Below are 21,527 nucleotides of genomic sequence, written 5' to 3' on the forward strand. Positions count from 1 at the left end.
AAGCATTATAGGAGTCTTAAAAGGATACGTTAAAACCAAAGTTGTACAGGCGTTGCTGCGGGTATACCAATCCGTTGGTAGAACTGATCTCAGGGTCAATTTCATATTCCTTGACATTATCAAGGGAGAACAGGTTGGTGCCGTTTACATATACACGCAAGGCAGAAAGGCCGACATGTTTAATGAGATCGCGCGAGAAGTTATAGCCCAGTTCCAGGTTCTTCAACCTGATGTACCGTACGTTGGTGATCCAGAAATCGTTTACCGCGTAGTTCACGTGTGTGGTATTATCCTTACGGATAGCGGGATACTTGCCGCTGATCCACCTGCTGGTCGGATTGTATGGATCTTCTCTACGCCAGCGGTCAGTCAGCATATAGGCTGGTGACGAGCCATTGTTCTGAAAAGGATAACGCAGTTCCCAGTCGCGCAGGAACGACTGCATGGTAGCGCCGGCAAAATCGAAGCGTAGTGTGAAGCTCTTCCATGCAACACTTCCGTTGATACCAAAGCTCACATAGGGTTGTGCGCCCTGTGCATAACCGATAGGACGCTGATCCAGACCATTGATGATCTTATCGCCGTTTACATCTTCATACTTAAAATCGCCCGGCAGTTCTGTACGGTTACCCCGGCCATCATTGTCGATATCATAGGTTTTTATCTCCTCTTCTGATTCAAAGCGGCCTGTTACGTGATAGCCCCAGGTAACGTTTGCCCAGCGGTCTTCAATGGAGCTGCGATATTGATCCCAGGCATTACCGAAGCGGGGCTTGTATGTGCTCTTAGACCTCAGTCTGGCATAGGTGGCATTTACCGCCAGCGAATAATCTACTTTACCTGATTGCCCGGTGTAAGACACCATTCCTTCGATACCTCGTGTAGCGTCAACATTCAGGTTAGCATTGGGCAATGAATACCCCACTTCACTGGGCAACAGCACGTCGTAACGGGCAGCAGGCAGACCTGAGCGGCGGCGTTCAAATACATCGAACTGACCGCTGATCCGATTGTTCAAGATCGTAAAATCTATACCAGCGTTGATAGACCTGTTCTTCACCCAGGATAGTTCAGTCACGGGCAATCCACGGGGCCGCAGACCAATCAGATAACTGCCATTCATGACTGCGCCTCCCTGGTTGAAGTTGTATCCTGAAAGATAGCTGAATGCGCTGGGCGGATTACCATCTGAAAAACCTATTTCACTTCCTGTCTCTCCATAAGAGGCCCTCAATTTCAGGTCGTTCAGCGTATTACCGAAACGGTCTTTCAGCCAGGGCTCTTCAGAGATCCTCCAACCCAGTGATACACCGGGAAAGAAGCCCCATCTTTTGCCACGGGCGTAGAGGTAAGAACCGTCATAGCGGCCCAGTACTTCAAGCAGATATTTTGATCTATAATCGTAGTTGACCCTGCCTATATAACCAGCTCTTGCTTCCAGCGACCATTCATCTGACAGGTAGTCCTGCTCCACCAGGTACTGGGTAGGCACATAATTATTGGAGGGAATCGTGTGTACTACATAGTAAGAGTTGTCGTAGTCAGACAATTCATATGCACCTACAGCGGAGATGTTATGATCGCCAAACTTCCTGGCAAAGCTCATCTGGAACTGCGCATAACGGGAGATTACATTTCTTTTATGTCTTTCCCTCCAGGGATTCTGGTTACCGAAACCTGGCTCTGTTTTGTAGGTATCTGTTGCAGCGTCATATCTGTACGCATTCCAGGTATATTCGAAACCATCAAACTCTTCATTGAGGAAATTGTACGAGTAGATGCCTTTGATACTTAGTCCGAAGGGAAGATCATATTGTGCATTCAGGTTGACGTTCATACCTCTCCACCATTCGTCAACATAACCGGTGATATCGTCCCTGTACGTGACAGGATTTACGTTCACGTTGTGCGTCTGGTTGATGTAGTTGGGATTGTCGTTCGCATATGGACTTTCCGTAGGCCACATACTAAAGATGCTCAGGAATGGATTGAAGTAATCGTCCAGTCCGGGGACACCCACATTGTGCCTCTTTTCCAGTCGCGCACTGATCTGTGTACCGACTTTCAGTCCTTTGGCCAGGCTGCTTTCCAGGTTTGCCTGCAGGTTGGTACGTTCAAAGCTGTAATCTTTGATCACAGCATCTTGTTTCAGGCGGCTGACAGACATATAATAGCTGGAGCGTTGTGAGCCTCCAGAGGCGTTGGCGCTAATGTAGTATTGCGGCACATTGGGGCGGAGTACTTCTTTATAGTAATCGTAGCTCTTGTATCCTTTCTCTGTGCCCGCTTCCCATTTTGCCAGTTGGTCCGGGCTGTAGAGCAATGAGGGGTCGCGGCCCAGGTTCTGTTCCGATTCCACCAGGGCGCGTACGTATTGTCCGGCGTTAGCGGGATACGGGTAACGGGTAAAATTCTGGAATCCGTAATAGCCTGACAGATTGATGTTGGGCTGTTCATTCTTCCGGCCTTTCTTTGTCGTTACAAGCACTACACCGTTACCGGCTCTCAAACCATAGATAGAAGCAGAGGCATCTTTCAGGATGGTGATATTCTCAATATCGTCGAGTCCGAGGTTATTGAAGATGTCTTGCCCTGAACCAGTGGTGAAACCAAATCCAGTTGTTGCTGTGCTACCGGTATATGGCACACCATCAATTACAAATAGCGGGCTACCGAGGTTACGGATCTGGATATTGGTACCGTTCCCTGGTCGCGAGTCAGTAGCGCGGGCGGTAATACCGGGCATTTTTCCCACTAAAGCCGCGGAAGTGGTAGTGGCGGGCGTTCGTACCAGGTCAGCCGATTTCACGGTACTGACGGCGCCAGTTACCGATGCTTTTCTTTGTGTACCATAACCCACTACTACGATGTCGGTGAGGTTACTGGCTTGTGAGGCGACTGTTATCTGCAATTTTGTTTGATTGCCGAGTAGTACTTCTTTCGGTTGGAAGCCTACGATGCTGACATAGATGGTTGTGCCGGGCGTGGCTTGAATGGTGAATGAACCGTCGTTCTTTGTTACAACTCCTTTGTTACTGTTCCTGACTGCGACGGTGGCTCCCGGGATGGGGATGCCTGTTGAATCTGTTACTGTACCAGAATAAGTGACTGGGTTAGCCTGCTGCGCAAACCCGAGAGTATGGGCAAAGAGCAGCAGCGCTAAGAAAGCGTGAAGCGTTTTCATAACGATGGGTTTTAGTTGAGTTTTCGGAGGTATGTTTATTGCACTAGAGGTCCGGACCGGTCAGTACTTCCGGTGTTTTTCATGCTAACAGTGAAATTCATAATGAATATAGTATAATTGTCATCATTACAGTTATTTTCCGCCTTCTTTTTTTTCACTTGTTTCTTTTACTTATGCGAAGTAGCTCGGGGGAGATTCTGTTACGCTGAGTAGCTCCGGTTTCAGTATGGGATGGCGGTCGGCGCCTCTCTGGAAGGCTATTGAGCGTTGTCAAGCGAATATGGTTCTGAATACGGATTAAACAGCACCTCTCGTGTCACCGGAGAGCCGAAGGCCCGCCATTCCCATCTGAAACCGGGTGCCACTTCCGCTGTCCTTACTGATGATGGGATAATGTCACGATATATCTTATGAACGGGGAATTTTTCATCCGAAGTAAGAGTTCGCTTACGGAGAAACGTGTGAAGCGTGATCCTGCTTTTGCAAGAACAGCGCGATGTGCTTAACTCAAACGCGGGCTGCCGCTTTTATATCATTGAAGGCTGCTATAAATTCGCGGAACTTATCCTCAGTAAATCCATACGAGGCATATACCTGATGAATGCACTTCCTACCTTCAAATACATTCAAAATCGCATCTTCGGGTTCACCTGTGGAGCCAGAATAAATAATCTCCAGGGAAATATTGTCGATTGGGCGGTTTAGTGTATGTCCGATGAAATATTTGCGCCATTTCACGGTAATTCCCGATTCATTCACTGCTATGGAAGACACACCAGGCTTAGCCAACACAAGAATCAATGACAAACCACCCATTACAAGAGTGCCTGCCTGAATGTATCCGAGACAGATGAGTATAATCGGCACTACGAAAGCCAGGGAAGACTGTAGCATTAATTGCCAGATAGAATAGCGGGATTTAATTTCCATTATACATTTTTAACTATTAAATAGTTGCCTTTTTTCTATTGAAGCGATCAATAAAAACGGACAGCTCTTTCATATCATGTTCTATCTGATGAAGGATCTTCCCTCCCTTTATAATATACATGGAATAAAATGCCCGTCCCTTTCTCACGGGAGGCCGAGGGATATAATAAAGCCGCAACTCTACTTCCTTAATATTAAAAATGGTCACCTTTTTTCCAAAGAAATTCATCTCCGTCAGAACCAATTGTTCATCCGCAATATCAATTGAAAGATAAACGCGGAAACATGCATAAGGTAGTAAGAGTGCTGCGGAAAGGATCGGTAAAAAATACCAGTTCATCCTGGTCTTCAAGGCACCTAATGACCCAGGAATGATAACCCCCAACACGATCCCCAACACGATCATATAAAAGGTATTGTAATGACTTCGGGCAGTACGGAACTCCATAGATATTTATTTCATAAGCAGCAGCTAAAATAAACAAAATAATCTGCCCACAAATTCCCTATAAAGTGTTACTATATCAGGCTCATGAATGCGTCCCTATCTCAAAAAAGCCTATATCAATTAAGACTACCATATATCTACAGCGAATTAATTCTGAAACGATTACGAATAAACCGGACGCCTGCACACGCCGTATTTTCTATATTTTCTTCTTACTACTTGCCCGTTTCGGCTGACTTCATTTCCTTTGATATTACCACGGATGAAAAACATTACCACGTTGTTGACTCGGAGAGGTCCTGGCAAATATCCACGTCTCTAAATACCTACAATAATGAGAAAACCCGTTTCTTTTCCCTCGAAAGCGCGGTATCGCGCGTCCATTACGCAGGCTGGTCCTGCCCGGTCTCAGTACCTCAGGAAAGTTCCCGGCTGGTACCAGCTCATACTTTTCATGTTGTTACTGACGCCCTGTATGGCTTCTTTTGCACAAAGCGACGGACTACCCCGCGGTGCTTATCAGTTGCCCTACACGCGTTATGAATCTGAGAATGCAACGCTGGATGGTGGCGCTGCATTACAGCAATCTCCCCAGTTTATTCAGACGGACATTGCATCGGAGGCTTCTGACCAGAAGTATGTAAGCCTCGGCAGCAACAATGCCAGCGTTGAATGGACACTGACACAGGCAGCCCAGGGTGTGACCCTGCGTTTTACCCTCCCCGACGACAACACCGGCGCAGGAAGAAGTGGCTCACTTGGTCTCTATGTGAACGGTACCAAGGTCAGGAACATCGCCCTCTCCTCTTACTGGGCATACCAGTATTTTCCTGCTGCTGATCCGGTGCAGACACCCGGAGGTAAAACCTTCATGCGCTTTGATGAAGTGCATTTTCGGTTGGACAATCCGCTGAACGCGGGCGATAAACTCAGTATCCGGAAAGACAATGGAGACGCTATTACCTATGGCGTTGACTTCATTGAACTCGAGCCAGTTCCCGGAGCATTGCCTCAGCCGGCCAATTATTTATCGGTGACCGACTATGGCGCCGTGGCCAACGACCAGACAGACGATTTTGCGGCATTTAATGCCTGTATCGCTGCTGCATCAGCACAGGGGAAACATGTGTATATTCCGGCCGGCCGTTTTATGCTGAGTGATAAGCTGGCACTGAATGTCAGCAATATGAAGATACAGGGCGCCGGTATCTGGTATACGGAAGTGTATTTCTCGACCGACAGGCAATTTTATGGTGGTTTTATGGGCCGCGCCAGCAATGTGGAAATCTCTCACTTTACGCTCAGCACCATCAACAACGACCGTCTGAAATATGATGAACCTAATCCGAGGCTGCCGGGTGAAATGTATAAGACCTATAAAGGTTTTATGGGTACCTATGGTACCGGATCGCGTATACATGACATCTGGGTCGAGCACTTTGAGTGCGGCTTCTGGATAGCAGGCTACGACCCTCCTTATCCGATCGATATTACCCGTGACCTGGTGATCTCCAAATGCCGTATCAGGAATAACTATGCTGATGGCGTGAACTTCTGTCAGGGTACCTCTAATTCCGTTGTAGAGCAATGCAGTGTGAGAAACAACGGTGATGATGGTCTGGCAGTATGGCCGGCTAATGTGGCTGGCAACAATGAAACCTGCCGCAATAACATCTTCAGGTATAATACGATCGAAAACAACTGGCGTGCGGGCAGTGTTGCCCTCTTTGGCGGTACCGGTCACGAGATCCATCATAACTACATCAAAGATGGCGTGGGCGGTTCTGCGATCCGTTTCACCAATGACTTCCCCGGGTTTACATTTGAATACCCCGGCGATGTTATTAAAGTGTATGAAAACACCATGACAGGTTGCGGTACCAGTTATGATCTGTGGAATCAGAAGAGAGGCTCTATTGAGTTCTATGCAGGCGGTAGCGGTATTTTCAACATGCAGTTTGACAACAATACTATTCTTCGTTCTCAGCGTGATGGCATTCAGATATATGGGAATAATCTTCATCACCTCGTGTTTAATAATACCACCATTGACGGAACAGGATTAGATCCTGTAGTACGTGACGTTCCTGCCGACGTATACGGCGGGTTCGGATTGTATGTGCAGGCCGGTTCGCAGACGGCGACGTTCAATAATCTGACAGTCACGAATGCGGAATCAGGTGCGTATATCAATAAGAATAACAGTTTCCAGCTGATCATTCAGAACATCAATATTCCGGTATCTGGTGTTACGATAAAACCCGCAAATGATACAACGCTGACGGAGGGACAGACCTTACAGCTGACAGCTGATATCATACCCGTAGATGCTACCAATAAGAACGTGACGTGGAGTAGTTCCAATCCATCCGTAGCCAGCGTAGATGCCACGGGTAAAGTGACTGCCCTTGGATTCGGTACGGCCAATATTACCGTGACTACTGCCAGTGGCAATTTCACCGCTACCAGGAAGGTGAGTATACTACCGGGCGTAAATGTACTGGCAACAATAGCCAATGCTTCCGAGAATGGAACTGCGGGTAGGTTTACTGTCAGCACGTCATCGCTGTCGCAGAGCATCAATGTGAAATATACTGTTGCCGGTACGGCCAGCGCGGGCGACTATACAGCTAGTCCTGCATTGAGTGGTACCATTACCCTGACGCCGGCGCAGCCTTCTGCTGTGATCAATATTACGCCCGTGAATGATGCTGCGTTTGAAGGGCCAGAGACGGTGCGTTTAACTTTACAGAAAGATGCTTCTTACAATCTGGGAGGTGATACCGTAGCAGTGATCACCATTGCAGATAATGATAATCCGCCTTGTATATCGCCGGTGATAGCACAGGTGTCGGGCACTCCTCCTGTGATCGATGCAACCATTGATGGCGCCTGGGCGATTGCTCCTGTGAGGAATATCAGCAACGTTGTACTGGGTAGTCTGCCGTCTGATTATGCCGGCAAATGGAGAGCACTGTATGACAATACTAATCTTTACCTGCTGGTGGAAGTGAACGATGCCACAAGGATCTCCGACTCCGGTGGCAGCTGGTGGGAAGATGATGTGGTGGAAATATTCATTGACGGTGATAATAGCAAAGGCACTACTTATGACGGAGCGAATGATTTCCAGCTGGGCTTCCGCTGGAATGATAATACGGTGCATCCTGGTGGCAATTCTGTAACCAGAACTACCGGTATTAACTTCAGGCAGTATGCTACAGCAACTGGTTATAACCTGGAGGTAGCTATTCCGTGGACGACTATCGGCACTACTGCTTCGCTGGGTAAACCATTGGGGCTGGACGTGCAGATAGATGATGATGATAACAACGGTACACGTGATGCACAGATGGCATCATTTGCAACGAATACGACCGCATTTTCAAATCCGTCTGTATTTGGTACTGTTTATCTGACTACTTGCAGTGGTACGCCTAATCAGCCTCCTGTAGCGAATGCAGGTGCAGATGTTACGCTGGCAGCTAATACGACAACTGTGAGCCTGCAGGGTACGGGGTCTGATCCGGAAGGGAATGCGGTTACTTACAGCTGGACGAAAGTGAGTGGTCCGGCGGCAACAATCAGCAACAGTGCAATTGCTAATCCGGTAATTTCAGGGCTGACCAATGGCAGCACCTATGTATTCCAGCTCACAGTGAGCGATGGCAGTCTGACGGCCAGCGACCAGGTGCAGGTGACGGTGGGTACGGTGGTCGATCCTAATCAGCCAGGAACCATACAGGCGCGCCCCGCTGCGGGTACGATTACGGTGAATGGCAGTCTGAGTGAAAGTAGCTGGAACTTATCGCAAACCATCAGTAAAGTGACGACAGGATCTCCAAACAACACTGCTACCTTTGGTGTGCTCTGGGATGCCAATAATCTCTACATTGGCGTGCGGGTGCTGGATGGAGCATTACATGCAGACTCGCCCGATCCGTGGGAAAATGATGCAGTAGAAATATTCATTGATGCGAATAATAACAAGCTGACGGTATTTGATGGACGTGACAATCAGTTTATCAAGGCATACAATAACAGTTCGCTGTTTACAAAAGCAGCTATTACAGGTGTACAGCATGCGTATGCAGCTATTACTGGCGGCTATAGTGTGGAGATCAGCATTCCATGGTCGCAGTTGGGCATTACGCCATCTGCAGGTGTATCGTTTGGTTTTGATGTTGGCTATGATGATGATGACAATGGCGGCACACGTGATGGTCAGGCCGTATGGTTTGGCAATCTGTTCAACTATGAGAATACATCAGCTTATGGTACTGTCATACTGGCCAATGCAGCGGCTGCGACTACCGCAGTTACGCATGGTGCAGTTGTGACGGAGAAAGCACCTGAGATCCGTATACTGCCTAATCCGGCACCAGACGGACAGGCTAAGATTATGATCTCCAATCATAGTGGAAAAGGATACGTGTTTGTGTATGACCTGAATGGCAATCAGGTATATACAGCGAAAGCACAGGCAGAAGTGCGGCTGAATCTTCCGCAGTTACCAAAAGGAGTGTATGTAGTGAAGTATGTATCGGGCGATAAAGTGATCACGAAGAAATTGCTGATACAGTAAGATCGTCATTGCTAAAAAAAGGAACGCCTGCTTCGTGAACGGAGCGGGCGTTTCTGTGTATGTATCGATATATATGCTGAAGGTGCCTGGCCTTTTGCCATAGCACCTGTTAGCGGGAAGTGTAAACAATAGAGAAGACCGGTATAGGGATAAAAGACAGACTCATGTTTACCCTTCTATTTTGGGAACAGATGCCAGCAGCAGTGATTTCGCCTTTGCCTTTCTTCTTCCGCGGAAGAACAGGTAGAGATTAAAGAACAGCATGATGCCGAGGTAGACGCAGAAGCCACCGATTTTTGCACTCAGCACTTCCAGCATGTCACGCTGGTCCACGATAGCAGCCGATATTTCCATTACCCAGAAAGCGAATCCCAGGTTGAGCAGGTAGAAACCTGTCTCAAACAGCTTGTTTGTAGCAGTAGCGATATCGGTTTTTCCATGGAATATATCCAGCATAAACACCTTACTATTTTTAAAAAGTGTATGCGCCACATACCATGTCAGGATGATCACTATGGGCAGATAGATCAGGTAAGCGATGAAGTTTAATTGCGATTGCATACAACAGTGTTTTATGGGTGAAGAATTGATTTATTACGTTTACTCATAAGATAGATGACCAGCATATTGCAATAATGCATGATGGCGAGTGTGAGCACGATCTTGCCGGTCATGACGGTTATGGATACCAGAAGTTCTGTCCAGCTAAGGATCGTCTCCCAGGTACTGATCATCAAGGTCGCATACCCCAGATTCACCAGGTAATAACCGACGAGTAATATGCGGTTAATGGCATCGGTAAGGGCGACGTCGTTCTTCAGCAGATCCAGGATAAAAATTCGTCCGTTACGGTAAAAAATAAAGCCCACGCGCACAGTTATCAGGTAGGTGATGAAGAGATAAATGATGTAAGCGAGTGTGTTCATACCGGGTACATTTTAGGTGACTGGCAGACGATTGCTTTTGTGATACAAACGTAGGTATTAATATTCGAACTTTCAAAATATTCTGAAAGTTTCAGTTTTAATAAAAGCACAAGTAATTGATATTCCGGTAAATATTTTTTTTGCGGGATGCTGCCTGTTGGAGCAGTTAGCTATTTTAAATACCTTGGCCGTAAATACAACGGTTATGTTATCGACCCGACATCTGGTATTTATGGAGGTAGCCCGGGAGAAAAGTTTTTCCAGGGCCAGCGAGGTATTATTCATTTCACAGCCGGCGGTGAGCGGGCATATCAAAAGTCTGGAGGAGCAATATCAGACGAAGCTGTTCGAGCGGAAGGGCTTACATATAGAGTTGACGGAGGCGGGCCAACTATTATACAAAAGGCTGCTGACAGTGAAGATGATACAGCAGGAAACGGAATTTGATATATCTGTCATGAAAGACAAGCTGCAGGCAAGCGGGGTACTTAACCTCGGCGCCAGTACGACCGCGGCTTTGTATATACTTCCCCGGGTGATGTCTGCCTTCAACCAGGAATATCCGCGGGTGGAGATTTCACTGTTGAACAGGAACAGTGAGATTGTACTGGATGCATTGATAAACAAAGAGATCAACATCGGCGTGACGGAGGAAAAAGGCAAACTGAGCAATGTGACCTATTTGCCATTTCTGAAGGATCAGATCGTAGCCGTTTGCAGCCACAACAATCCGCTGGTAAAAAAGAAAGAATACCCTCTCAAGGAGATCCTGAACATGCCTCTCGCTATACGTGAGCGCGGCAGCGGTACGCTTGAGGCCATTAAGCAGGGACTGAAGAAAAGCAAGATCGATCTGGACGATTTAAAAATCAATGCAAGACTGGGGGGAACTGAGGCGCTGAAGAATTTTCTGGTAGAATCCGGTTGTGTGGGATTCCTCTCCACACGATCAATTGTAAAAGAACTTCAACTCGGAGAATTGGCCGTTCTCAACTTTGAAGGATTGCGTATTGAGCGTAGTTTTTACTTCATACAACGAAAGGGGGAAACGAGTGAACTGAGTAAGCGATTTATCAGATTAGCGAAATCTATCTATAACTAAATCTTATGGATCATAAGATTTCTATATAGCTTTCATTATAGCCTAAGGCATACATTTGTCTTTCAAATGAGTGCATTATGAACATCCTTTTTTATTACGAAGAATTGTATAATACGACTACTGAAAGATTGAAAGAACTTGCCGGTATCTCTATACAACACAAGAATAACCTGCTGAAACAGATGAAGGAACACACGCCTTCTTTCCTGACTACCAGTACTGCTGATATTGATCTGCTGGCGAAGAAAGTAGTCGCTTCACTGGGTGCGGTTTTATGTCCCGAAGCTGCTGCTGAATATGCTGGTTTCAGTAAATTAACTGAACTGGATATGGCTGAAGAAGCCGAATAAGCTACAGCCGCTCCAGCTGTCGTTTATAGTCATACTGTAGGTCCTCGTGCTGTAGTGAAATAGACTTCTCGATCTTTTTCACCTGCTGTATATAAAGTTTGGTCAGAGCAACGCTCTCCCCTACTTTTATGCCTGCTTTTTTTATTTTCGTACAGTAATAAAGTAGTAATTCTACCTCGGCTTGCTTAGAGCCGGTGTATTTGATATGCTTATTCGTAGCGCGTAATATTTTCCGCAGATGCTTCTTAACGAAATAGATGTTTTGCCGGGGAGACTCGGCAAAAGCAGTATCCATTTCTTCTTTTACTGCTTCAATATAGGCCTGCAGATCGTGTGACTCGAACAGCAGGTAGTTGAGCAGTTCCTTGTTCTCTTTCTTAAACTTGGCCAGACGCAGGCATAATTCCACCAGCTGTGCTGGTGGGACTTCCTGTAATTCTTTCTTTAACTCAGCTATAGAGGCAGCTTTCATGGCTATTCGGTGTAGAAGTCGATTAAAGCGCCAAAGTAGGAATTGCCCCATCCTTCTACGATGTCGTCGTAGGCTTCGTCGGGGATGTTGGTATGTCTTAGCTCTACGTCTGTTCCCTTCTTATTCGGATGCAGGATGATGGTGACAATAGAAGGCTCTTCCTGTTCCCCAAAGTACCATTCCTGGACGATCTTTTTGTCTTCTTCGAATTCGAGGTTCATGCCCACGATACTTTCATCCCATAGGGCGAACTCAGTGCCGGGCTCAGTGGACATCTCGGCCGGCTCGCCGGTCCAGAGCTGGATGGTGGTTGGATTGGTGAGTGCTTTATATAAGTCTTCCGGTGGCGCCGGGACGATGAAGTGTTTTTTGTAATCTTTCATGTGGCTGTTTAGGGGGCAAAGCTAAATAATTAACTGCACTATTCTAGTGTTTCATCTTCTATCAGCTCAAAAGACACTCCCTCCGGAAAGCAATGCGAATATTGCTTTTCTATCGTTCCAATATAAGACGATGTCATTTTTATTCCTTCCTCATCCATTTTCAATATCTCCTCCAGGGCAGCCCTAATTGTACTTTTTGTTAGCTCCCTTACAATCACCATATCAGTTGCGAGAAAATAAGGCAGGTCATTCTGTTCCATCAATCCTTGAATATTAGCAATAGTAAATAAAGTCGCGACATAGACGCTTCCATCAGCCAGGATTAAATTAGCATCAATGTTATCATCTAATGGATCTTTGATGCAGTCAAGTTTTACGGGAAAATTGATTTTGAACGCTTGCATGGTTAGTATGATAGATATAGGATAATTTCTTTACTTCTCTTCCAATGTAGGATTTACTTATTAAAACCAGTTACACCGATAAGCTCGGCTAGAAATCAAGAATTCTATGGTCACTTACCACTTCCAAATTATTTCGAAACACAAACCCATCTTCACTTAGATCGTAGTACGGATCGTACGTATTCATATTGAGAATCTAAAAAGCTATGGGCATAAAATAAAATCTATACTCATTTTTGTATTGAATACATCCCACCAAAATACCCTTGTTCTAATTTTTCTTCTATAGTCATTTATCAAATTAATTCTATATGCAACTATTACTCATTGCTAGCCTCACCATATAAAATCAAAAATCCGTCTCTGACTATTACATTCTTTATATTATTAATAGTCCAGCATGAAGAGTTCACCTTATTTTCTTCAACGTATCCATTCTTTTTAAAGAAGAGAAGTAGATTCCATATCAGTCCTAAGGAAGTCCTCTTTTCGTCCTTTTCCAATATATTTCTGGCCAGCATATCATTATCAATGCCAACTTCGGCATATCGTTCTATTAAGCTCAATACTTCTTCTTCATCCAGTGAGACTGTCAGGCTATATGTATGCCCAGTGAAAGATTCGATTCGGTAATGATACCATACAGCATCTAAAGGCAATTTTTCGTTCTCAACCGTTAATTCTATCATACGCTATTTTCACTTATATATTTACTTTCCATTCTTAAGGCATGTACCAAATATTCCGTCATTTACTTACAATTCCCGCTGCCTTCTAGTAATTTCGCATTTTTGCCAATTAATTCCTCCATATTTTGCGGGCCATACTTTTTTAAGGTAGAAATTACCTTTCCATTTTTTATCCAATAAGTTTCTCCCCATCCATTTGATTGCAAACCCTGCTCATCAAAAAACTGTAGCGCTTCTTTTTCATCAATATCATAAACTAGCAACAGTATATCCTGATAGTTGACCAGGGAATCCATTAAACTTTTCAACTGTGTAATCGTAGGACTCCAACTGCAGTAAAGAAAAATAATTGCCCGTTCTGTTTTATTGATATCAATTGCGAAATCGTTTAGCTTAACCTTGGTGTGCCTGCTCAGGTTCTGCTTTAGCATGCTACATGTATTCATTTACCTGCTTTTTTATACGACGTTATGGTTCCCTTGTCTTTAAGGAATCTCTTAACTTTTTTTCCAGAATCTCCTCACACGTCAAATGCAGCTTAAACACCGGCTCCAGCTCCTCCATTTCTATTCTATACTTATCTAAGTATATACTTCCGTAAACATGCTTGAGAGTATCTGGAAAATTTTTTGCTTTCCAATCGCCATAATTCTCTACAATCGTATAATACAGGCACTTTTTATCATACCTAAAGGTTATCTCCAGCGCCAAAGCATAAAACCGCACATGCTGTCTAAAGGAAGCTAATTTAGCAATTACTTTCTCGTTTATATTATCGCACACAATGTTAGATCTATGTACGAATTCAACATTAATTACCGAGTCATTTAACGGCGTTTCGACAAAAAAGAGCCTAAACTGTTCATGGTACTTTCCAAAAACAAACGTGCGAACTGTATCCGAAATCTTTCCTAAGATTCGTAACGTACTGTCGCTAGACAAATGATCATCTTCCGGATGATTTTGAAAGAGAAAGATTCCATCTTTTCTGTAGATTATTGTATCGGAAAGAAGACGCTTAAGACTATCTTTGAAATCAACCTTTACAATATTTCCTTGCGAGTAGGTTACGTCTACCTTCAATGAAGAGTCAATGGTTGCAATAGGTTCAATGCGATAAAAATTAAATCCATTAAACGATCTCGTTCCTTCAAAGGGTTGGCATGCTGTGAGAAAAGAGATTGTAATAAGGAGAATAAAATTGACTTTCATGTAATCTAAAATTTGGCCATCTTCATTAATAGTCTAGATATAAGGGTTGTTCAATATCGTATCATGCATCATCCCTGGCATACGATAATAAGATGCTTGCTATTTCCGCATCAGTTATTGCCTGGTTTTCACTACTTTTCGATTCTTCAATGGTATCTAAAAAATAAAAGAAGTCAAACAGGTTAATATATTTAGTTCCGTTAAAGACACATTCAACCTTACCAAATGTCTTTTCAGTCTCAAAGAAAGCGATCTCATTATTTACATCGAACTGACCTTCCATATACACTTCAATTACCTCCGATTTCAATTCTAATGATTGAGAACGGCAAAATTCCTTATAGGAACCGCCATTCGTAAAATAGTGAACTAAGTCTACAAGTTTCATAATATTGTTCTTATGCCCGGAAATCAAAACTATCTCCACAAATTCCTCATTCAAATATATCGGACCAATGGACTCTGTTATGCTTTTTTTGAGGCCGCGGCTGGCGTCTTTGATACTCTTGCATTACACTGTCAGCATGACTTAATGGTCGGCTTAACCCCTTGGGATCTTCCTGCCATTCCGATGTTCCACCGATACTTCCGTCGCCTGAATTCGCGGTATTATTATCGTCACAAGCGAAAAAAAGCAAAAGCGCAACTAATGCAGTCAATGAATATATTCTTAATAAAGAAGACCCTTTTTTGTGATACCGCTTGTGCTTATCTGTCAGTACCATAATTCTGTTTTATACTAAATATTCTTTCTTTTCTCCAAATAATATTTTATAGCTAACTCCTGTGGACTCATAGCCAGTATGAAGACTAACACATGCAAGAGCCGGGACCTTCGGCAGCCTAATACATTTCAGAATCTACTTGTCCTTGTTTTTTTCTACAGCTTGAATTATCTGAAGTCCTACTTCTCCAGGAAAGAATGAATAAACAAACTCTATATGACTATCATCCAAAGACAAAGTCAGTACCCTTTCTAAAGTCGGTCCAAATCTCCATGACAAGTCATTTTCATCAAGATATTTAATTAACTGATCTAAGGTAAGCTCTCGCCATTCAAGAACCTCCCCGTTTAACGTTAAAGAATAAACTCCGTCTTGTTTATCAATGTGCACCACAGCATATGCGACCCTATCATCTTCAGTTGCCCCAACGTTAATAGTCACCCCATTAATAGTACACTGATAAAGCCGGCTTTTCCCGTTAGGGTGTATATCAGTTGAATGTAACCACTTGCTTCTTTTTGAAGGGACTGTACCACCTACAGTCAGCCCTTCAATGGTGCCGGATTTAACAAAATCAGCTAGTCTACTATCCATTTTTTTTGCTTTGGTATTGATAACTTAATTAGTCTGGTTAATCTATCTTTATCCGCCTAAAGTACTGTTCCATTTGTCTTACCCCTTCTACCATACCGTCGTCTCTAAAGCAATTCTCGCTGCCTCGCAAATTCAACAAATTCAATTGAGTTATTGGGTGGAGGCTCTTCCAATGTCATACAAGCAACCGCAGAATTAGTAAAGGCTTTTATATCGTTGAAGATCTTAATATTTTCCCTCATATCATCGACATCATCAAAAGTCCCTAAGGCAGAAATTCCTAAAATCATTTTGCCATCATCCGTATAAGCAACAATAGCAAAGGCAATCCATGACTTTTCGTCAAGGTTTTTTAAATATATATTATCGATGCCGGTTACATGCTCTTCATAAAATGATAATACGAGATCTATATTCTTTGAATCAATTTCCTCTTCACCTGCCTCCGTTGTAATCAGATAGGAATCAGTAACTGGTTCCCTTTCCGGCACATACTTATCAAGGAATTGTGTCACAAATTTTGCATCTCTTGTATCAACTAAAAAATATTGATCTATTAATTCCGGCATGTTGGAAATTTATGGGCTTAATATATTCGAAGAACCAGATGTATCTGCTCTAAACATCTTTTATACATGAACATTCGCAGTCTCAATTGAAATCTACAGAACTTGCTATGACCTCGATGTCTGATATTGTTATACCACTGTCCCGTATACTTGGCAGAATTCCTGATACCTTTGTGTAGTATGCCGACACACTGAGGGCTCCAATTACAAATTGTCTTCCTTCTGTTTTAACAGCGAAGAATTTACCATGTACACCTTTCCTTAGGTTTCGCATTGGCAAATGTTGAATCTCTTCATCGGACATTTTGCTTATACAGACACCGGACAATGAAGTAGGTATATTTAAATAGAACACACCCAAAAACTCAACCTCTACATAATTGTATGTATTCAACCCTCCTGTCCCTCCTCTTAGAACAAGCACGCGAAGCCCTTCCATAAAATCCCACAACTCGAAACGCTCTTTTGATTCATAAATTAACATATCTATGTTTATTTAATTCGCCCACATAATTTAAAACAAATGACATTGCCATATTTATACGGCAGCCGCCGAAACAACATAATCCCTACCGTTTTCACAACCACTAAGCAGACGCGATTATTTTAATCTTTTTCAAATCTTTTCTTATACTCGACACAAAAGAAGTATCCCGCACGTAATAAACGCACAGTCCAGAACAACCGATAACGTATTCAACATTCTCAGATTCAATGATAAATTGCTTAAAGCTCGGTGCATCATTAATGACATTAAATATTGGATCTAAAAATTGGTCTTTTACCACCTTCTTTATTTTGATACCATTTAGTGAGACAGGGATATCTATATATTTCACATCAACAAACTTAATATCAATGTGGTTTTCCTTTACGTTCAATGGCGCACGTCCCCTCAACAATAAGACCTTAGAATCAATCACAAAATCACGCATATTAAAAATGGCGTCAGATTCAAATATTATCATACCCATGAATTTATAATCGTAACCATGAACCTACTCTCAATCGAGTACTATCGAACTGCCGACCCGTATTTTATTCAATCACTACGAACTACAAACACCTATAAAAAACGAATCAGCAGATTTAAACAAAGATTTTTCATAAGCACATGCTTAATACGGCTACCAGGTAATTATAAATGCCTGATAGATACAAACAGATGACTCACCCTATAGCTATAAACTAACTTTCCATCCACAAAGAAAATACAATATCCCTAATATTAGGAATATTTGACAACCAAATTCTCTAATTTCCTTTCAATAGCTTTTTGAGTTCCATAATAACCAAAAGAGCACTATTTACATGCCGCCTTCTCCCCAAACGTATCCCCCTCCCCTCCCACCTCCCTACTCGTTTAAACAATAATTCCTTTACTCAAACTTAACACTTCCCTAAAACTCCCGTAATATTCGCTCACCACCTTTGCACATTCACATTACTCACCAAAATCCATAACGATGACGAATTGTCAAAGACGGATGTTCATTACCTTTTTTCTGTGTTTAGCGTCCATCTACTCATTCGCGCAAGCCAACCTCGCCGGTATCTCCGGTAAAGTGCGCGGAGCTGATGGCACACCTTTACCGGGTGCTATGATCCTGGTAAGAAACGAGTCTACCGGCTTTCAGACCAGGGCCGTTTCAAATGACAAGGGGGAGTTCTTACTGAAAGAACTGCCTTTAGGTACGCCGTATTCCGTTACTGTTGAAGCCATGGGAATGGTATCGCAAAAGCAAACAGGATATTCATTGAACCAGGGCGACCTGCTGACGGTAACTTTTAAAATGGAAGAGAAAACAACAGAACTACAAGCTGTTGTAGTTACTGCAGGTTCCAACAAAAACAAAGTGGAGAATATCGGTGCAGCAACCGCTGTAACAGCAAAGGATATTGCGAAACTGCCTGTGAACGGACGTAATTTCACGTCGCTGATGGACCTCTCTCCTCTAAGCAGTGGGTCAAACCTCTCCGGACAACTTGCTTCTGCTACCAATTTTACAATTGATGGTATGGCGGCAAGAGGCACTATTTCCGGCGGACAACCTACTGGTGCTTATTCCATCTCTATGGAGGCCGTAAGGGAATTCCAGGTGGTGACTAATCAATATGATGTTACCTATGGTAATGCTGGTGGCGGAACTGTCAGTACAGTAACGAAATCAGGTACGAATACACTGACAGGTAGTGCCTTTACATTCCTCAGAACCGACTGGCTGTCGAGCAAATACGGCCTTAACGGACAGAAACGCAATCAGCCATTCTCTACTTATCAATACGGTTTCTCTATCGGCGGACCGATCATCAAAGACAAGGCGCACTTCTTCTTTGCCTGGGACCATCAGGAGGACTCCCGTCCTTTGAGTATCGCCTATATTCAGTCGCCCGATGATGAAAAGAGATACAATATCACACAGGCAGGACTGGATCAGTTCCTGGCTATCGCAAGAAGCAAATACGGCGTGGCTAACAGTCCTCAGGTAGGCCAGTTCGACAAGAAGAAAAATACACATGCACTCTTCGGAAGAATAGACTGGCAGCTGAATGCAAAGAACCTGCTGACTATCAGAGATAACTTCATCTATGACATGGATAATCAGTCTGACGGAGACAATACTGCGATCAACATCTTCGAAGTATACAGCAACCGCAAAAGCATCAACAACAGCATTATGGCGTCGCTGCGTACTTCTATCAGTCCCCGCGTGACCAACGAATTAAAACTGCAACATTACTGGGAGTATAATAAACTGTTTGCCAACTCGCAGCTGCCGGCTGATAATATTCCGCGCGCTATCGTACAGAATGTGACATCTTCCAGCGCTGAAGGTACTACACTTAGTACCGCAATACAATTGGGAGGACAGCGTTATGGTGGCGACTACTTCAACAACCACCAGGTACAACTGATAGATAACGTTTACTGGAATGTTGGAAAATCACACTTCACCTTCGGTGGTGGTGTTACATTCACCAACCAGAACTCCATTTATGGTAGCGAGACAAACGGACGTTTTTTCTTCACCGGTCTTACTAACTTCGACAACCTGACGCCTTACCGTTATGCAAGGGACGTATATTTAACTGATGACCACAACATCAAATTCAATATACTCGTTCCGAATGCATATGCACAGGTACAAACAACTGTAGCGCCAGGGCTCGACATTACCGGCGGTATACGTGTGGACTACACCGCTTACCTGGACAGGGCTAACTACAACGCAACAGTTGACAGAACACTTGGACTCAATACATCCAATAAGCTCAGAACACTGCAGGTACAGCCACGTATTCAGGCAACATGGGACATCGGACAGAACAAACGCGATATCATCCGCGTTGGCGCCGGCATCCTGGGTTCTGCACTCAACCCGTATTCTATGATCAACAATATGCTGTTCGACGGTTCACATATTGTTGGCGTAGACCTGACAGGAACCCTGGTACCTACACCTGATTTCATCTCCTACAGAAAAAATCCGGCTACCGCTCCGGGTATGGATCTCATCAACAATCCAAATATCCCGAAGCTGGCTACCATTAACATGAATGGAAAGGATGCGAAAGTACCTACCGTCTATAAAGCCAATGCATCTTACTCCCACTTCTTTACAGAAAATTTCAGGGTGAGCATCAACGGCTACCTTACACTGGGACGGAACAACTATACGTATATTGACCGTAACATGGTGGATCAGCCTTACTTCCGTATTGCTCAGGAAGACAATCGCGGTGTGTATGTTCCTGCGAATACTATTACTACTTCCAATGGTGCTGCCGACTGGACACAAAGCCGTAAAACCACCGAAGTAGGACGTGTACTGGAATTACAAAGCATTGGAAAAGTAAACCAGATGGCGTTCGTACTGGATGGAGCGTACCGTTACTTCAGAGACGGTGAGATCGCCTTCTCCTACACATGGAATAGCAGTAAAGACAACACTTCCTACAACGGTAACGTGGCAAATACAGCAACACTGGTGCAATACGTTAAAGACGATCCGCGTGACCTGAGTAAGATGTCATACTCTGACAACCAGTTCAGAAATAAAGTAGTTGTATACGGTACTGCTCCAACATTCTGGGGTATCAGCGTAGGTGTGCGTTTCTCAGGTATCGGCGGTACCCGTTATTCACTTACCGTGAATGGTAACATGAACGGCGACTTCGTTGCTACCAACGACCTCGCTTATATTTACGATCCTAAAGCTGCCAGCACTCCTCAATACATCAAAGATGGTATCAACGCTTTATTGAACAATCCTAAAGTAGAAGAGAGCACCAAGGAATATATCACCAGCAGCTTTGGAAAAATAGCAGAAAGAAATGGTGGAGAAAACCCATTCTATGGTGTATTCGACATCCGGGTGAGCAAGAAAATAAAGACGTTCAAAAAACAGTTCGTTGAAATATCCGGCGATCTGTTCAACGTGGCGAACTCATTGAACAAATCATGGGGTGTGAATCATAACGTGGGTACAACCAGCCTGTATACCATTACGGGTTTTGATCCGACTACTAATACCTACAATTACCGTGTGAATACCAATGCCGGGGTTTCCGGATTAAGTGGTAATCCTTTCCAGGTACAGATCGGGTTGAGGTATGGCTTCTAAATTTCAGCAGAAATAGTAATAAAAAGGGCCTCGCATTGCAAGGCCCTTTTTTATTGAACATAGGTTCCTCCCCCCTTTTCCTGCATCAAACCAGGATATGACTAGCATATGACCAGGATTAACTTCCGATTATCCTCCGATCTGATCGGAAGATAATCGGAGGTTAATCCTGGTCATATGCTGGTTATATGCTAGTCACATCTGTATTAATTCAGGATTGGCTTTACATATTTGGTAAGAAGCGTAAGCTAAATTAAATTACTAATTATGAAAAAGAAAGCCATGGGCCGCCCAGCGGTGTATGAAGCGAGTTTTAAGGTAAGTATTGC

General features: G+C 43.9%; 20 protein-coding genes. 4 read left to right on the forward strand and 16 right to left on the reverse strand.

Features of this window, described 5'->3' with window-relative positions; translation table 11 throughout:
• Window positions 1-16 precede the first annotated feature (16 nt).
• The 3 genes from L3C95_RS34575 to L3C95_RS34585 all read right to left on the reverse strand — a co-directional run bounded on the left by L3C95_RS34575 (window position 17) and on the right by L3C95_RS34585 (window position 4,562).
• Window positions 17-3,184: a SusC/RagA family TonB-linked outer membrane protein gene (locus L3C95_RS34575; RefSeq protein WP_236395238.1), complete on the reverse strand. Its 3,168-nt coding sequence runs from the start codon at window positions 3,182-3,184 to the stop codon at window positions 17-19.
• 507 nt (window positions 3,185-3,691) lie between these two features.
• Complete coding sequence (locus L3C95_RS34580; protein WP_236395239.1) at window positions 3,692-4,114, reverse strand: hypothetical protein; 423 nt, start codon at window positions 4,112-4,114, stop codon at window positions 3,692-3,694.
• A 16-nt stretch (window positions 4,115-4,130) separates the two neighbouring features.
• Window positions 4,131-4,562, reverse strand: coding sequence for a hypothetical protein (locus L3C95_RS34585; RefSeq protein ID WP_236395240.1), 432 nt, complete (start codon window positions 4,560-4,562; stop codon window positions 4,131-4,133).
• Between the two features lie 334 nt (window positions 4,563-4,896).
• Here L3C95_RS34585 and L3C95_RS34590 point away from each other — a divergent pair, with 334 nt between their 5' ends.
• Entirely contained in the window at window positions 4,897-9,147 is a 4,251-nt protein-coding gene (locus L3C95_RS34590; RefSeq protein ID WP_236395241.1) for a sugar-binding protein, read from the forward strand.
• Between the two features lie 168 nt (window positions 9,148-9,315).
• Here L3C95_RS34590 and L3C95_RS34595 read toward each other — a convergent pair whose 3' ends face one another.
• Together L3C95_RS34595 and L3C95_RS34600 are read right to left on the reverse strand one after the other, a co-directional pair.
• On the reverse strand, window positions 9,316-9,708 hold the full coding sequence (locus tag L3C95_RS34595; protein ID WP_236395242.1) for a hypothetical protein: 393 nt from the start codon (window positions 9,706-9,708) through the stop codon (window positions 9,316-9,318).
• An 11-nt stretch (window positions 9,709-9,719) separates the two neighbouring features.
• On the reverse strand, window positions 9,720-10,073 hold the full coding sequence (locus tag L3C95_RS34600; protein WP_236395243.1) for a hypothetical protein: 354 nt from the start codon (window positions 10,071-10,073) through the stop codon (window positions 9,720-9,722).
• 205 nt (window positions 10,074-10,278) lie between these two features.
• Here L3C95_RS34600 and L3C95_RS34605 point away from each other — a divergent pair, with 205 nt between their 5' ends.
• Window positions 10,279-11,175 (forward strand): LysR family transcriptional regulator, encoded by an 897-nt coding sequence (locus L3C95_RS34605; protein ID WP_236395244.1) that lies wholly within the window; start codon window positions 10,279-10,281, stop codon window positions 11,173-11,175.
• A gap of 77 nt (window positions 11,176-11,252) precedes the next feature.
• A complete protein-coding gene (locus L3C95_RS34610; RefSeq protein ID WP_236395245.1) occupies window positions 11,253-11,525 on the forward strand; it encodes a hypothetical protein in 273 nt (90 codons plus the stop codon).
• A 1-nt stretch (window position 11,526) separates the two neighbouring features.
• Here L3C95_RS34610 and L3C95_RS34615 read toward each other — a convergent pair whose 3' ends face one another.
• From L3C95_RS34615 to L3C95_RS34665, 11 genes are all read right to left on the reverse strand, one after another.
• Window positions 11,527-11,997: a hypothetical protein gene (locus L3C95_RS34615; protein ID WP_236395246.1), complete on the reverse strand. Its 471-nt coding sequence runs from the start codon at window positions 11,995-11,997 to the stop codon at window positions 11,527-11,529.
• A 2-nt stretch (window positions 11,998-11,999) separates the two neighbouring features.
• The gene (locus tag L3C95_RS34620) at window positions 12,000-12,380 is read right to left on the reverse strand and encodes an SRPBCC domain-containing protein (protein ID WP_236395247.1); all 381 of its coding nucleotides are present in this window, start codon (window positions 12,378-12,380) and stop codon (window positions 12,000-12,002) included.
• A gap of 38 nt (window positions 12,381-12,418) precedes the next feature.
• A complete protein-coding gene (locus L3C95_RS34625) occupies window positions 12,419-12,784 on the reverse strand; it encodes a hypothetical protein (RefSeq protein WP_236395248.1) in 366 nt (121 codons plus the stop codon).
• Window positions 12,785-13,104: 320 nt separating this feature from the next.
• A complete protein-coding gene (locus tag L3C95_RS34630) occupies window positions 13,105-13,473 on the reverse strand; it encodes a hypothetical protein (RefSeq protein ID WP_236395249.1) in 369 nt (122 codons plus the stop codon).
• A 62-nt stretch (window positions 13,474-13,535) separates the two neighbouring features.
• A complete protein-coding gene (locus tag L3C95_RS34635) occupies window positions 13,536-13,904 on the reverse strand; it encodes a hypothetical protein (protein ID WP_236395250.1) in 369 nt (122 codons plus the stop codon).
• Between the two features lie 37 nt (window positions 13,905-13,941).
• Window positions 13,942-14,685 (reverse strand): hypothetical protein, encoded by a 744-nt coding sequence (locus L3C95_RS34640; RefSeq protein WP_236395251.1) that lies wholly within the window; start codon window positions 14,683-14,685, stop codon window positions 13,942-13,944.
• 61 nt (window positions 14,686-14,746) lie between these two features.
• Window positions 14,747-15,073, reverse strand: coding sequence for a hypothetical protein (locus L3C95_RS34645; protein WP_236395252.1), 327 nt, complete (start codon window positions 15,071-15,073; stop codon window positions 14,747-14,749).
• 472 nt (window positions 15,074-15,545) lie between these two features.
• Entirely contained in the window at window positions 15,546-16,004 is a 459-nt protein-coding gene (locus L3C95_RS34650; protein WP_236395253.1) for a hypothetical protein, read from the reverse strand.
• A 104-nt stretch (window positions 16,005-16,108) separates the two neighbouring features.
• Window positions 16,109-16,573: a hypothetical protein gene (locus L3C95_RS34655; RefSeq protein ID WP_236395254.1), complete on the reverse strand. Its 465-nt coding sequence runs from the start codon at window positions 16,571-16,573 to the stop codon at window positions 16,109-16,111.
• An 82-nt stretch (window positions 16,574-16,655) separates the two neighbouring features.
• Window positions 16,656-17,057, reverse strand: a complete 402-nt coding sequence (locus L3C95_RS34660) for a hypothetical protein (protein ID WP_236395255.1) — start codon at window positions 17,055-17,057, stop codon at window positions 16,656-16,658.
• 103 nt (window positions 17,058-17,160) lie between these two features.
• On the reverse strand, window positions 17,161-17,541 hold the full coding sequence (locus L3C95_RS34665) for a hypothetical protein (RefSeq protein WP_236395256.1): 381 nt from the start codon (window positions 17,539-17,541) through the stop codon (window positions 17,161-17,163).
• 498 nt (window positions 17,542-18,039) lie between these two features.
• On the opposite strand from L3C95_RS34665, the gene L3C95_RS34670 reads away from it, so the two are divergent.
• Window positions 18,040-21,198 (forward strand): TonB-dependent receptor, encoded by a 3,159-nt coding sequence (locus L3C95_RS34670; RefSeq protein ID WP_236395257.1) that lies wholly within the window; start codon window positions 18,040-18,042, stop codon window positions 21,196-21,198.
• The last annotated feature ends 329 nt before the right edge of the window (window positions 21,199-21,527 follow it).

Source organism: Chitinophaga filiformis (assembly GCF_021646545.1).
GTDB classification, from domain to species: Bacteria; Bacteroidota; Bacteroidia; order Chitinophagales; family Chitinophagaceae; genus Chitinophaga; species Chitinophaga filiformis_A.

Excerpts from the sequence above, each read along its gene's own strand:
- L3C95_RS34595 (WP_236395242.1), bottom strand. The coding sequence starts at position 9,708 with ATGCAATCGCAATTAAACTTCATCGCTTACCTGATCTATCTGCCCATA.
- L3C95_RS34575 (WP_236395238.1), bottom strand. The coding sequence starts at position 3,184 with ATGAAAACGCTTCACGCTTTCTTAGCGCTGCTGCTCTTTGCCCATACT.
- L3C95_RS34625 (WP_236395248.1), bottom strand. The coding sequence starts at position 12,784 with ATGCAAGCGTTCAAAATCAATTTTCCCGTAAAACTTGACTGCATCAAA.
- L3C95_RS34630 (WP_236395249.1), bottom strand. The coding sequence starts at position 13,473 with ATGATAGAATTAACGGTTGAGAACGAAAAATTGCCTTTAGATGCTGTA.
- L3C95_RS34610 (WP_236395245.1), top strand. The coding sequence starts at position 11,253 with ATGAACATCCTTTTTTATTACGAAGAATTGTATAATACGACTACTGAA.
- L3C95_RS34670 (WP_236395257.1), top strand. The coding sequence starts at position 18,040 with ATGACGAATTGTCAAAGACGGATGTTCATTACCTTTTTTCTGTGTTTA.
- L3C95_RS34585 (WP_236395240.1), bottom strand. The coding sequence starts at position 4,562 with ATGGAGTTCCGTACTGCCCGAAGTCATTACAATACCTTTTATATGATC.
- L3C95_RS34600 (WP_236395243.1), bottom strand. The coding sequence starts at position 10,073 with ATGAACACACTCGCTTACATCATTTATCTCTTCATCACCTACCTGATA.
- L3C95_RS34665 (WP_236395256.1), bottom strand. The coding sequence starts at position 17,541 with ATGATAATATTTGAATCTGACGCCATTTTTAATATGCGTGATTTTGTG.
- L3C95_RS34580 (WP_236395239.1), bottom strand. The coding sequence starts at position 4,114 with ATGGAAATTAAATCCCGCTATTCTATCTGGCAATTAATGCTACAGTCT.
- L3C95_RS34635 (WP_236395250.1), bottom strand. The coding sequence starts at position 13,904 with ATGCTAAAGCAGAACCTGAGCAGGCACACCAAGGTTAAGCTAAACGAT.
- L3C95_RS34640 (WP_236395251.1), bottom strand. The coding sequence starts at position 14,685 with ATGAAAGTCAATTTTATTCTCCTTATTACAATCTCTTTTCTCACAGCA.
- L3C95_RS34605 (WP_236395244.1), top strand. The coding sequence starts at position 10,279 with ATGTTATCGACCCGACATCTGGTATTTATGGAGGTAGCCCGGGAGAAA.
- L3C95_RS34655 (WP_236395254.1), bottom strand. The coding sequence starts at position 16,573 with ATGCCGGAATTAATAGATCAATATTTTTTAGTTGATACAAGAGATGCA.
- L3C95_RS34645 (WP_236395252.1), bottom strand. The coding sequence starts at position 15,073 with ATGAAACTTGTAGACTTAGTTCACTATTTTACGAATGGCGGTTCCTAT.
- L3C95_RS34590 (WP_236395241.1), top strand. The coding sequence starts at position 4,897 with ATGAGAAAACCCGTTTCTTTTCCCTCGAAAGCGCGGTATCGCGCGTCC.
- L3C95_RS34650 (WP_236395253.1), bottom strand. The coding sequence starts at position 16,004 with ATGGATAGTAGACTAGCTGATTTTGTTAAATCCGGCACCATTGAAGGG.
- L3C95_RS34620 (WP_236395247.1), bottom strand. The coding sequence starts at position 12,380 with ATGAAAGATTACAAAAAACACTTCATCGTCCCGGCGCCACCGGAAGAC.
- L3C95_RS34660 (WP_236395255.1), bottom strand. The coding sequence starts at position 17,057 with ATGTTAATTTATGAATCAAAAGAGCGTTTCGAGTTGTGGGATTTTATG.
- L3C95_RS34615 (WP_236395246.1), bottom strand. The coding sequence starts at position 11,997 with ATGAAAGCTGCCTCTATAGCTGAGTTAAAGAAAGAATTACAGGAAGTC.